The 12,299-nt window shown below is 71.4% G+C and carries 11 protein-coding genes; 6 read left to right on the plus strand and 5 right to left on the minus strand.

Annotated elements, in window-relative coordinates; genetic code table 11:
• Window positions 1–15 precede the first annotated feature (15 nt).
• The 3 genes from ACZ7C5_RS31395 to ACZ7C5_RS31405 all read right to left on the minus strand — a co-directional run bounded on the left by ACZ7C5_RS31395 (window position 16) and on the right by ACZ7C5_RS31405 (window position 5,753).
• Window positions 16–2,316 carry a M9 family metallopeptidase gene (locus ACZ7C5_RS31395; protein WP_470323976.1) on the minus strand — a complete coding sequence of 767 codons (2,301 nt, stop codon included), beginning with the start codon at window positions 2,314–2,316 and terminating at the stop codon, window positions 16–18.
• Between the two features lie 291 nt (window positions 2,317–2,607).
• Window positions 2,608–4,911 carry a M9 family metallopeptidase gene (locus ACZ7C5_RS31400; protein WP_470323977.1) on the minus strand — a complete coding sequence of 768 codons (2,304 nt, stop codon included), beginning with the start codon at window positions 4,909–4,911 and terminating at the stop codon, window positions 2,608–2,610.
• Between the two features lie 272 nt (window positions 4,912–5,183).
• On the minus strand, window positions 5,184–5,753 hold the full coding sequence (locus ACZ7C5_RS31405; RefSeq protein ID WP_470323978.1) for a DoxX family protein: 570 nt from the start codon (window positions 5,751–5,753) through the stop codon (window positions 5,184–5,186).
• Window positions 5,754–5,964: 211 nt separating this feature from the next.
• On the opposite strand from ACZ7C5_RS31405, the gene ACZ7C5_RS31410 reads away from it, so the two are divergent.
• Window positions 5,965–6,561 carry a TIGR03086 family metal-binding protein gene (locus ACZ7C5_RS31410; RefSeq protein WP_401079707.1) on the plus strand — a complete coding sequence of 199 codons (597 nt, stop codon included), beginning with the start codon at window positions 5,965–5,967 and terminating at the stop codon, window positions 6,559–6,561.
• Between the two features lie 83 nt (window positions 6,562–6,644).
• The gene (locus ACZ7C5_RS31415; RefSeq protein WP_401079705.1) at window positions 6,645–7,121 is read left to right on the plus strand and encodes a hemerythrin domain-containing protein; all 477 of its coding nucleotides are present in this window, start codon (window positions 6,645–6,647) and stop codon (window positions 7,119–7,121) included.
• A 73-nt stretch (window positions 7,122–7,194) separates the two neighbouring features.
• On the opposite strand, the gene ACZ7C5_RS31420 is transcribed toward ACZ7C5_RS31415, so the two are convergent.
• Both ACZ7C5_RS31420 and ACZ7C5_RS31425 read right to left on the minus strand, forming a co-directional pair.
• Window positions 7,195–7,983, minus strand: a complete 789-nt coding sequence (locus tag ACZ7C5_RS31420; protein WP_470323979.1) for a VOC family protein — start codon at window positions 7,981–7,983, stop codon at window positions 7,195–7,197.
• Between the two features lie 123 nt (window positions 7,984–8,106).
• A complete protein-coding gene (locus ACZ7C5_RS31425; RefSeq protein WP_401079821.1) occupies window positions 8,107–8,661 on the minus strand; it encodes a Uma2 family endonuclease in 555 nt (184 codons plus the stop codon).
• Window positions 8,662–8,908: 247 nt separating this feature from the next.
• Between ACZ7C5_RS31425 and ACZ7C5_RS31430 the strand changes: the two genes are divergently transcribed.
• The 4 genes from ACZ7C5_RS31430 to ACZ7C5_RS31445 all read left to right on the plus strand — a co-directional run bounded on the left by ACZ7C5_RS31430 (window position 8,909) and on the right by ACZ7C5_RS31445 (window position 12,213).
• Entirely contained in the window at window positions 8,909–9,589 is a 681-nt protein-coding gene (locus ACZ7C5_RS31430; RefSeq protein WP_401079701.1) for a TetR/AcrR family transcriptional regulator, read from the plus strand.
• 146 nt (window positions 9,590–9,735) lie between these two features.
• Window positions 9,736–11,265, plus strand: a complete 1,530-nt coding sequence (locus ACZ7C5_RS31435; RefSeq protein WP_401079699.1) for an MFS transporter — start codon at window positions 9,736–9,738, stop codon at window positions 11,263–11,265.
• 329 nt (window positions 11,266–11,594) lie between these two features.
• Window positions 11,595–11,741, plus strand: a complete 147-nt coding sequence (locus ACZ7C5_RS31440) for a hypothetical protein (RefSeq protein WP_470323980.1) — start codon at window positions 11,595–11,597, stop codon at window positions 11,739–11,741.
• Between the two features lie 31 nt (window positions 11,742–11,772).
• Complete coding sequence (locus tag ACZ7C5_RS31445; protein ID WP_401079695.1) at window positions 11,773–12,213, plus strand: PPOX class F420-dependent oxidoreductase; 441 nt, start codon at window positions 11,773–11,775, stop codon at window positions 12,211–12,213.
• Window positions 12,214–12,299: the final 86 nt, after the last annotated feature.

The raw sequence follows: 12,299 nt of genomic DNA on the forward strand, positions 1-12,299 counted from the left end.
TTCGCCGTTCTCGGCTCAGATTTCGCTCGTGACGCTCACCCCGCTGAAGCCGTCCTTGGCGTAGACGCTGAAGAAGACGTAGCCGCCGGCCGGCGGGTCCGTGACGGTCAGCGTCTCGGAGTTGTCCGGATTGGTCGAGTGCGCGGTGTTCGCGTCGGTGTACGCCCACCCGGCCGGGTTGTAGTAGAGGTCGCCGTTGCCGGTGCCGCCACTGGTGGTGACCTTCACCTGCTTGGTGCCGGCCGGCACCAGCAGGGCGAAGTGCGCGTAGTTGCCCGTGGTGGCCGCGACGTTGCTGCGCGCGCAGTTGGCACCCAGCAGGCGGGTGTCGGCGTCGGTGCACTCCGGCAGCGGCTGGCCCGGCGTGGTGGGGGTGCCGCCGTCGGTGGCGCAGCCACCGCTCGCGCACTTGGTCAGCCAGCTGTCGAAGTCGGCGTCGTAGCGGGTGCCGATGGTGGTCTTCAGGATGGCGCGGGCACCGTCCCAGTCACCGGCCCGGTACTTGGCGAGGACCGCGTCGACGTCGGAGCGGTGCTGCTCCAGCATGTAGCGGACGGCCAGGTAGCCCCAGCGGTAGACCCGGTCCTGGTCGCCGTAGGCGGTGTCGAACAGGTCGCTCAGCTTGTAGGTGTGGCGGCCGGCCGTCGCGATGGCGGCGTCGTTGTTCACCTTGCGGTACGACCAGGAGACGTACTCGGCGAAGCCCTCGACCCACCAGATGGTCGGGGTCTTCATGCCGGCCTCGAAGTTGCCGTACATGTCGAACCGGCCGTCGAGGTAGTGGGTGTACTCGTGGTTGAGGTTCCAGATCTCGAAGGACGGGCGGGCCCACTCGGCCTCGTAGCAGAGGAAGCGCGGCTGGTTGCCGGCCGTCGCCGGCTCGCCCTCCAGGTACATGCCGCCGTTGTTGGTGTCGATGCCGTAGATCGCGGCGGCCAGCACCTGGTAGTCGAGCGAGGAGTGGAAGGTCACGACCTCGATCGTGTTGTTCCGGTCGTCCTTGACCGGGCCGCTGTCCTTGGCCACCGAGTGGAAGTACGCGTCCTGGCCGTTCAGACTGGTGCAGGCGGTCTCCAGCTGGGCGGCGTCCAGCGACTGGGCGAGGATCGTGATGCTCGGGCTACAGGTGTGCTTCACGGGCAGCACGCCGGCCTTGAGCTGGTCGGACTTGTTGCAGGTGCCGTAGTACGAGCAGTTGCCGACGTCGTAGTAGTCGACGGCCTCGGCGACCGCGGCCCACTGGTAGACGGTGCGGCCCTTCGGCTCGGCCTTCTCGACCAGCGCCTTGGCCAGCGGACGGACCTTGGCCTGGAGGGCCGTGTCCTTCAGGAAGCGGGTCAGCTCCTTGGTGGCGTTGTAGACCAGCACGCCGTAGGTGTCGCCGAGCAGGGCGTTGTTGCGGGTCGCGAAGTCGGACAGCGAGTCCAGCACGCTCGGGTCGGCCTCGACGGCCGCGTCGAAGCCGGGCACCTGGTGGCCGCGGAACAGCACGGTGAACACCGGGTTGACCGCCCAGGCCATGCCGGCCGGGTTCCAGGTGTCGGCCTTGTAGTCGCCCAGCATCCGCTTGACCACCGGCAGGTAGCGGACGTTCTCCTGCGCGCTGTCGATCAGCGTGATGGCCTCGCCCAGGATGGGCCCGTTGCCCGAGGCGACGTCGCGCGAGTGCGCGCTGTTGAAGAAGGCGTCCAGCCCGGACTGGATCGCGGTCTTGAGGTTGGCGCCGTACTCGCCGACGTCCTCCTTGTGGTACCACTGCGCGAAGTAGCCGGCGCGCAGGTAGAGCACCAGCTGCTCGACCGAAGTGGAGTTGTCACCGGGGTAGTTGGCCGCCGCGTCGCGCAGCGCGTAGGCCACCGTGCTCATCTGCTCCTCGCGGAACGCGCCGCGCGCGTCGCCGCCGGTGAGCTGGAACAGGCTGTTGATGCACTGGAGGTCGGCGTCCTTGATGTGCTGGACCAGGTCACCGCCGGTCCGGCCGGAGAAGTCGCTGATGGTGCAGGGCTTTTCGGCCGCCGCGCCGAGGCTGAGGGCCTTGGCGGTCGGCCTGGCCTCGGCCGGCCGGGTGTCGACGGGGAGCGGGGCGCGCTGGTCGACCGAGGCCAACTGCTGCCCGCCGTCGGCTCGTTCGGTGGCGCCGATGGCCGGCTGCGGGGCCGGTCCGGCGGGAATGGGGGTGGGGGCACCTCCGGGGGCGGGGGTGGCGGGGGCGGCCTGCGACTGGGGGGCGAACAGGCCGACCGCCAGGAACAGGGACAGCACCAGCGTCAACAGTCGTGCCGGCTGCGGGAGTCGCAGCGGACGGGAAGGACTCACGTGGGGGCCTCCGGGCCGTCGTCGTCGACCGCGGCTCGGGGCGCGGTCGACTGAGGGTGTCGAGGACCGTTGGTGACGGGACCGCGTGGGGGCGGCTCCGTCGGACACGGTGGGGGATGTGACATGTACCATGGCACATCTCACATGGCCTTGGGAACCCGGGGCGATGTGCGCGGTTTGCGGGGAACTCGGTCGGAACCCGTGATGACAATCCGTCAACTGACCCGCCCCGGGCGGGGCGCCGTAGCGCTCCGCCCGGGGCGGTCACCTGTCAGGTCTGCCGGGGTCGGCTCAGAATTCGCTCGTGACGCTCACCCCGCTGAAGCCGTCCTTGGCGTGGAGGCTGAAGAAGACGTAGCCCGCCGGCGGGTTGTCGACGGTCAGCGTCTCGGAGTTGTCCGGGCCGGCCGAGCGGGTGGCGTAGGAGTTGGTGTACGCCCAGCTGCCCGGGTTGTAGTAGAGGTCGCCGTTGCCGGTGCCGCCCTTGCTGGTGACCTTGATCTGCTTGGTGCCCTGGGGCACCAGGATGTAGAAGTGGGCGTAGTTGCCGGTGGTGGCGGCGAGGTTGCCGCGCACGCAGTTGGCGTCCAGCTTGCGGATGTCACCGCCCGCGCACTCCGGCAGCTGCGGCTGGCCCGGCGTCTCGGTGGCGCAGGCCCCGGCGGCGCACTTGGTCAGCCAGCTGTCGAAGCCGGCGTCGTAGCGGGTGCCGATGGTGTTCTTCAGGATGGCGCGGGCGCCGTTCCAGTCACCCGCGCGGTACTTGGCGAGGACCGCGTCCACGTCGGAGCGGTGCTGCTCCAGCATGTAGCGCACCGCCAGGTAGCCCCACTGGTATACCCGTTCCTGGCTGCTCTTCGCGTAGACGGTGTCGAAGAGCTCGCTCAGCTTGTAGGTGCGCTGGGAAGCCACCGCGATGGCGCGGTCGTCGACGACCCCGCGGTACGAGTAGGAGACGAACTCGGCGAAGCCCTCCACCCACCAGTCGATCGGCTGGACCTGGCCGGCGTCGTAGTCGCCGTACACGTTGAACCGGCCGTCGAGGTAGTGGGTGTACTCGTGGTTGAGGTTCCAGATCTCGAAGGACGGGCGGGCCCACTCGGCCTCGTAGCAGAGGAAGCGCGGCTGGTTGCCGGCCGTCGCCGGCTCGCCCTCCAGGTACATGCCGCCGTTGTTGGTGTTGATGTCGTAGATGATCGCGGCGAGCACCTGGTAGTCGAGCGAGGAGTGGAAGTTCACGACCTCGATCGTGCTGTTGTTGTCGTCCTTGACCGGACCGCTGTCCTTGGCCACCCGGTGGAAGTACGCGTCCTGGCCGTTCAGGCTGGCGCAGGCGGTGGCCAGCTGGGCGGCGTCCAGCGACTGGGCGAGGATCTTGATGCTCGGGCTACAGGTGTGCTTCACCGTCAGGTTGGCGGCCTTGAACTTCGCCGGGTCGTCACAGGTGCCGTAGTACGAACAGTTGCCCTCGTCCCACCAGCCCACCGCGAGCGTCACCGAGCCGCGCTGGTACATCGTGGGACCGCTCGGGGAGGACTGCTGGGCCAGCGTCCGCGCCAGGGGGCGCAGCTTCGGCAACAGCTCCGGGTACTGCATGAAGCGGGTCAGCTCGTTGGTCGCCTCGTACACCGTCTTCCCGTAGGTGCCGCCGTGCAGGCCCTGGTTGCGGGAGATGAAGGTGAACAGGGTGTCCAGCACGGTCGGGTCGGCCTTGACCTTGGAGACGAAGTCGGCCTGCCAGTGGCCGGCGTACAGCACGGTGAGCGCCGGGGTCAGCGCGTTCACCATGCCGGTCGGGTTCCAGGTGGTGCTGTCGTAGTCGGCCAGCACGCGCTTGGCGACCGGCAGATAACGGGCGCTGTCCTTGATGCTGTCGATCAGCGTGGTCGCGCCGACCAGCGGGCTCGCGTTGCCCGCCGAGACGTCCCGCGAGCGGGGGTTGGCGAAGAACGCGTCCAGCGCGGAGCGGGAGGCGGCCTTCAGGTTGCCGCTGTAGGCGTCCACCACGTCGGGGTTGTAGAACTGCACGAAGTAGCCGGCCTGGAGGTACAGCATCAGCTGCGCGATCGACGCGCTGTTGTCGCCCTGATAGCCGTTCGCCGCGTCGCGCACCGCGTTCGCCACGGTGATCATCTGCGACTCGCGGAACGCGTTGGCGGCGTCGCCGCGGCCGATCTTGAACAGCCGGTTGACGCAGCCGAGGTCGACGGACTTGATCTGCTCGACCAGGGCGGCGCCCGTACGGCTGGTGAAGTCACCCGTGTTGCAGGGCTTCTCGGCCGCCGCGTCCGGACCGAAGGCCTTGGCCTGCGGCTGTCCGGCCGTCGGCGGGTCGGCGGGCAGGGTCGCCGAAGACCGGGGCGCCAGGTCCTCCGGGCTGAGGCGCGTGCGGCCGCCCGGCTGCGCCGGGGCGGCATGGGCGGGGTTCTCGCCGATCGCGGGCGGCGGCGCCAGGTAGGCGGGCGCCGTGCTGACGGGCGCGCCGCCGGGCGTGGTCCCGCCGGCGGCGGGGGCGGCATGGGCGGCCTGGCTGAGCGGGGCGAACATGCCTCCCGCCAGGACGACGGACAGGGCGAGCGTCGACAGTCGTGCCAACTGCGGGATTCGCAGCAGGCGTTGGCCATTCACGTGGGGGCCTCCGGGCCGTCATCGGCCGCGATTTGGGGCGCGGCCTACGGGGGAGCGAGGACCGTCCGCGAAGGGACCGCGTGGGGCGGGTCCCTTCGTGGATGCGGTGGGGATGTGACATGTACCATTGCACACATCACACAACATTGTGAAGGTCTTTACCCGAGGTCCACCCAACAGAAATGACGTGAAGGGCGCGGCGACGAGTCGTCACCGTGCCCTTCACGCCCGCGAAGCGGCTACTTGCGGAGCAGCAGGATCACGCCCGCCGTCACCAGGCCGACCGCGACCGCGGCCGCGCCGTACGCCAGGCGGTGCGCCCGCAGCACCGGCAGGAAGCGGTCCACGGCGTAACGGCCGGGGCCGGTCAGGGCGAGCGAGGCGGCGCCGGCGGTCAGCAGCAGCTCGTACTCGCTGCCCTTCGGGGCGAAGAAGCCGCCGCCCCAGGTGACGGCTATCGCGTTGACCATCGTGCCGACGATCGCGGCGGCCGCCAGCGGGGTCAACAGGCCGACGGCGAGGGCGAGTCCGCCCAGTGTTTCGGTGAGGCCGGCCACCACGGCCATGGCGTCACCGGCCGGGTAGCCGCTCATGGTGAAGAACTGACCGGTGCCGTCGATCCCGCCGCCCCCGAACCAGCCGAACAGCTTCTGGCTGCCGTGCGCGGCCATGGTCAGGCCGAGGACCAGGCGCAGGAGCAGGAGTCCGGCGTCGTAGGCGTGCGGGGAGGTCGTCGCGGACCCGGAGGTGCCCAGGGCCGGGCTGACGGTGGTGGTGGCGGCGGTCGTGCTCGGGCTGCTGCTCGGCATGCGCGTCTCCATCGATCGGGGTTCGGTCGTCGTCCGGGCGGCCGGACGCGGTCAGGGAGTTGTGGTGAGGCGGCGGGCCGGGGTCGTCACCCCGCGCCATTGTTCAAATTTGAACCGCCGCTCCATCGACCGTACCTCGAAGTTCGAATTTGAACAACTGACGGTTCGTCGGCGACTCGCGGGCCCACCCGGGGCCGGGGAGGGTGGAGGCATGGCTCAGCACAGGCACCACCGGCAGGCGGCAGGGACCGGCACCCCGTACCCCGAGGCGCTGGCCGCCTTCGGCGAGCGCGTCCGACTGGTCACCCCAGGGCAGTGGGACTCCCCCACCCCGTGCAGCGACTGGTCCGTCCGCGACCTGGTCAACCACCTCACCGGCGAGCAGCTCTGGGTGCCCGACCTGCTGATGGGCGCCACCATCGGCGAGGTCGGCGGACGCTACGACGGGGACGTGCTCGGCGACGACCCCCTCGGTGCCTGGACGGACGCCGCCGAAGCGGCCAGGGAGGCGTGGGCCGTCCCGGGCGCCACCGAGCTGACCGTCCACCTCTCCTACGGGGACGCCTCCGGCCGGTACTACCTGGACCAGCTCACCACCGACCTGGTGATCCACTCCTGGGACCTCGCCGAGGGCATCGGCCGGCACACCCGGCTCCCGGACGGACTCGTCGAGTTCGCGCTCGGCCGGTTCACCGGATACGGGGACCTGTCCGGCAGCGGGCTCTTCGACCCGCCGCTGCCGGTGCCGGGGGACGCCGGACCGCAGACCCGGCTGCTCGCCCTCACCGGGCGGCGGGACGGAGGGTGACCGGGGGTGCCTCCGGGTGAGCGGCCCGGCGCCGGATACTGGAAGCAGCGGGGGCAGTATTCCGTGCGAGAGGCGGGCGGACCATGAGCCGCAGGCCGGACATCCTGGGCGAGTTCACCGCCGACCACCGGGCGGCCACCGAGCTGCTCGACCTGATCGAGGCCGCACCGGCCGACGACCCCGGGCGCGCCGAGCTGGTCGCCCGGCTGACCGACCTGCTGTTCACCCACTGCGCCGCCGAGGAGGAGCACCTCTTCCCCGTGGTCCAGCACGACGTGCCCGACGGCGGGGCGCTGGTGTTCCGCAGCATCCACGACCACCTGGCGATCGGGCAGTACCTCGCCGACCTCCAGGGGCTCGGGCCGGCCGACCCGGCCTTCGGCACCCTGCTGCGCGGCCTCGCCGACACCCTGCGACGGCACCTGCTCGGCGAGGAGGAGCAACTCTTCCCGGCTGCCCGCAAGGCCCTGCCCGCGGCCGCCCGCGCCGCGCTGGGCGACCGGCTGCGGGCCGAACGGGCCGCGCTGGAGGCACCGGACGGTGACGGGCCGGTCGGCTGAGGCAGCCGGACAGTGGCGGACCGGTGAGGCGACGAGGCCGGTGAGGTGACGAAGCCGGACGGTGGCGGGCCGGTCAGTCCTTCGGGCTGATCACCGCGAACCGGGCGCCCTCACGATCCCGCAGCCGGGCCACCCGCCCGTACGGGGAGTCGAAGGCCGGCCCGATCGCCCTGCCGCCCAGCTCCACGGCCCGGGCCAGCGCCCGGTCGGCGTCCGGCACGGCGAAGGAGACCTCCCAGTGCGGCGGCGTCCCCGCCGGGCCGCCCGTCTGCTCCTTGGCCAGCGCCGCGACGCTGTGCCCCTCGGCGCGCAGCACGACCCGGTCGTGCTCCCAGCGGACCTCGAAACGCTCCGGGTCGCGGCCGTCCCAGCGGAACACCTCGCCGTAGAACAGCGCCGCCGCGAACGGGTCCGGGGTGCGCAGCTCGATCCAGACCGGCGCCCCGGGCAGGTCCAGCTTCCTGGCCCGGCCCGGCGGGCCCTCCCAGATGCCGAAGACCGCGCCCGCCGGGTCCGCCGCGAAGGCCACCCGGCCGGCGTCGAAGGCCAGCGGGCCGACGGCCAGGGTCGCGCCGCGTTCGCGCACCGCGTCGGCGGCGGCGTCGGCGCTCTCCGTCCCGAAGTAGCTGGTCCAGGCGAGCGGGACCGCCCCGAAGCCGGCGACGCCCAGCCCGGCCACCGCCTCTCCGCCGGTCACCGCGTGCGCGTACGGCCCGAAGCGGTCCGGCCCCGGCTCGAACTCCCAGCCGAGCAGCGGCCCGTAGAAGCCCGTGGCGGCCTCCAGGTCCCCGGCCATCAGGCTCACCCAGCACGGCACGGCAGCCACACAGCGCACCGTGGCGGTCGTCTCACCGCTGCCCATCGCGAACCTCCTCGCCCACCCGGCCGCCGGGCCCCTCCCGACTCCCACGGCCCACCGGCCGCCCTGGGGACGCCCACAGCCTAGGCCGCCACCCGCGCCGCGCCGGGGAAGCCATGCCCGGGATCAGCGCACCCAGTTCTTGAGGGGCTCGGTGTCCAGGGAGATGCCGACGGGCTCCGGCAACCGGACGGTCTTGCCGAAGGGAAGGGTCTGGACGGTCTCGTAGCGGATGCCGTCGGGCTCGCTGTGGACGACGACCTCGGCGGAGTCCCGGTCGATCAGGAGGTAGACGGGGATGCCGGCCTCGGCGTAGGCGCGGGGCTTCTCGACGCGGTCACGACGATCCGTGTCGGAGTCGTAGGAGGTGACCTCCGCGACCATCAGGACGTCGCCGGTCGGCGCCCAGTCCCCGTACCCGACGAATGCGTCGGCGTCTGCGAGCGTGCCGTCCGGGCGGGCGCGCCCGTCTCGATAGCCCGCAAGCCTCAGGCCTTGATCGTGCAGATAGAGCTCCGGCCGAGACTGGATGCAGATCCGTAGGAGCCACTGGACGATGCGGCCGTGGTCGCCGTCTGGCACGGGCTTGATCCCCAACTTCCCGTTGATGAACTCCAGCCGGATGCCTTCGACGGTTCGACCCAAGTGACGGGCGAACTCCTCGAACTGCTCGGGCAGCATCTGCGGGCGTTCGGAGATCGCGGTCACGGGCTTTCCTCCTTCGCCTGGACACCCTCCGGATCAACGAGATCCCCCGGCGAGTGGTCACGGGTCGTCCGACTTCGACGATAGCCGAGACAGCCGAAGCGGAGTTGATGTGACTCAGGTCACACTCGTCCGGGAAATTCCGGGGACGGATTCCCCGTTTCCGAGTACGTTGGAAGAAGCGGGGAGAATTTCCCCGGTATCCTGATGAGGAGCAGTCGTCGTGACCACCGCCGCCGCCGAGTCGGTCCACCCCACGGAGAGCGCGCGTACGCCGAAGTTGCGTGCCGATGCGAGCCGGAACCGGGAGCGGATCGTGCTGGCGGCCCGGGACGTGTTCGTCGAGCACGGCGCGGACGCGCCGCTGGACGAGATCGCGAAGCGGGCGGGGGTCGGCAATGCCACGCTGTACCGGAACTTCCCGGACCGGGTGGCGCTGATCCACGAGGTGGCGGTGCTCGTGAAGAACCGCATCCTGACCCTCGCCGAGACGGCGACGGTGGAGGCGGAGGCTCCTGACGGAGCCGGCCCGTTCGACGCCCTCCAGCGGTTCGCGCACGCGTCCGTCGAGGAGAAGGTCGGCGGCCTCTGCACCTTGTTCAGCAGCCATGTCGACCCGTTCGACCCGGAGTTGGCCGAGATCAGGACGCGCTTGCAGACCGCCGTGGGCGGGCTGATGGAGCGCGCCAAGGTCGCGGGCGAGCTGCGGGCGGACGTCGACCACGGTGACCTGTTCATCGCGACGAGCCAGCTGACCCGTCCGCTGCCGAACACCTCCTGCCGGCTGCTCGACGACTTCGTCCACCGGCACCTGCAGATCTTCCTGGACGGTCTGCGCGCGCCGGCGCCTTCGGTCCTGCCCGGCCGGGCCGCGACCTTCGAGGACTTCCAGACCGAGAACTGACCCCGACCACCAGCACCGACCGTCCGGTGGCGCCCCGCCGCGCCCCGGCCCACTCTCCCGACACACCTTCCGTACGGCAACCTGCCGTTCCCGTACGGCAGTCGACCGTTCACGCACACCACACGCACCGTGAAGTGAGTAACCCCATGCCTCAAACCGACGCCCGACCGGCGACGCTGCCCGATCCCCGGCGCTGGAAGGCGCTGATATTCATCGGCCTCGCCCAGCTGATGGTCGTCCTCGACGCGACCATCGTGAACATCGCCCTGCCCTCCGCGCAGCAGGACCTGGGCATCACCGACGGCAACCGCCAGTGGGTGATCACCGCCTACGCGCTGGCCTTCGGCGGACTGCTGCTGTTCGGCGGCCGGATCGCCGACCTCTGGGGCCGCAAGCGGACCTTCATCGTCGGCCTGACCGGCTTCGCCCTCGCCTCCGCGCTCGGTGGCGCCGCGGCCAACACCGCGATGCTGCTCGGCGCCCGCGCGCTCCAGGGCGTGTTCGGCGCGCTGCTGGCGCCGGCCGCGCTGTCGCTGCTCGCGGTGATGTTCACCGAGGCCAAGGAGCGCGCCAAGGCCTTCGGCATCTACGGTGCGATCGCCGGTGGCGGCGGCGCCATCGGTCTGATCCTCGGCGGCCTGCTCACCGAGTACATGAACTGGCGCTGGACCTTCTTCGTCAACATCCCGTTCGCCATCGTGGCCGCCGCGGGCGCCGTGCTGGTGATCCGCGAGCCCTCCGAGGGCCGCAACCGCAACAAGCTGGACGTCCCCGGCGTGCTGCTGGTGACCACCGGCCTGGTCTCGCTGGTCTACGCCTTCACCCGCGCCGAGTCCGACGGCTGGTCGTCCGGCACCACCATCGGGCTGTTCGTCGCGGCCGCCGTGCTGCTGACCGCCTTCGTGCTGGTGGAGCGCAGGGTCAAGGCCCCGCTGCTGCCGCTGCGCGTGGTGCTCGACCGCAACCGCGGCGGGGTGTACCTGTCGCTGGGCATGGCCGTGATCGGCATGTTCGGTCTGTTCCTCTTTCTGACCTACTACCTCCAGATCGTGCTCGGCTACAGCCCGGTGCTGACCGGTGTGGCCTTCCTGCCGATGGTGGCGGGCATGATCACCGGCTCGACCCAGATCGGCGCCCGGCTGATGACCCGGGTCCCGGCCCGGTACCTGATGGCGCCCGGCTTCCTGGTCGCCTCGGTCGGCATGTTCCTGCTGACCCACATCGGCCTGGACACCTCCTACCCGGCGCTGATCCTGCCCGGTCTGGTCCTGATGGGCCTCGGCATGGGCACCGCGTTCATGCCGGCCATGAGCCTGGCCACGCACGGCGTCCAGCCGCGCGACGCGGGCGTGGCCTCGGCCATGGTCAACACCTCGCAGCAGGTCGGCGGCGCCATCGGCACCGCGCTGCTGAACACCATCGCGGCCAGCGCGACCACCACCTGGCTGGCCTCGCACGCCACCGCGGCGGCGGCCGCCTCGCCGGAGGCCGCGAAGGCGCTCCAGTTCCAGAGCATGGTGCACGGCTTCTCGACCGCGATCTGGGTGTCCTTCGGGATCCTGGTGGCGGCCGCCGCGGTCGCCTTCACCTTCATCAACGCCGGCCGGCCGGACGCCGGTTCGGGCTCAGCCACGGGCGCGGCGAAGGAGAACGAGGTGCCGGTGCTGGTGCACTGACACGCCCCTCCAGGGGTTGCTCGGGTGCGTACGCGGCCCGTCCGGTGTCTTCCACGACGCCGGGCGGGCCGCTCGCCGTTTCCCCACCTGCTCGACCGGCCGCGCAACGCGCCCGTCCGCACCGCACTCGGCGCCGCCTGGATCAGCGTGTACCTGGTGGCGCTCGCGGCCGGCGGCAACGACCTGATCGCCACCCACCTGCACCTGTCGCTCAACGCCATCACGTACGCCGCCCGGGCCGGCTTCTTCGTCGTCCCCGGCTCTCGCCGCGGGAACCGCACCGGCTCACGGCGCACGAACAGCCCCGCCCCCTCGAAGCGGCGGCCCCGGTGGACGAGAATGGAGTCGCCCGCCCGACGGACGTGCTCACCCGCACCCGCACCCGGCTCTCCCGTGGCTTCCACGGCGAGGGCGGCCGGATCCCCAAGCCCACCGCCGAGGAGTTCGGCGAGAACACCGGGGACCACCGGCGCTGACCCGCATCCCCCGATGCCACAGGGAGGACAGGTGCACCACCCAACCGACCGGCTCGCCGACAGCAGGTACCTCCTGCTCACCACCTTCGGCGAGGACGGCAGTCGGATGGACTCGCAGCTCTGGGTCGTACCGGACGGCACGGCCCTCGGGGTCTGGACCCCGGCCCACTCCGGAGCGGCCGACCGGATCCGCCGCCACCCCCGGGTACTGATCGGCCCCTGCGACGCCCACGGGCGCCCCACCGGCCGCCGGGTGCCGGCCCGGGCCCGGCTCTGCGACGCCGACGACACCGCGCGCTACCGCACGTCGCTGATCAACAAGTACGGCCTGACGGCGCTGATCGCGCTGGCCCGCAGCCGGTACCGACTGGGACTGGCGGGAACGGTCGGGATCCGCATCACGCCGAACGAACTGGAGCAGCGGCTGGTCGGTCCCGACTGGCAGCCGCCGGCCGGCTACTGCGTCAACTGACGGATCGGCGACCCTCGCCGGGTGCCGGGCCCCGGGAAGGGCGGCCCCGGCACCCGGCGCCCGGCGTTTCCGGCACCCGGCTCTTC

The sequence above is a fragment of the Kitasatospora sp. NPDC036993 genome, from assembly GCF_055607525.1.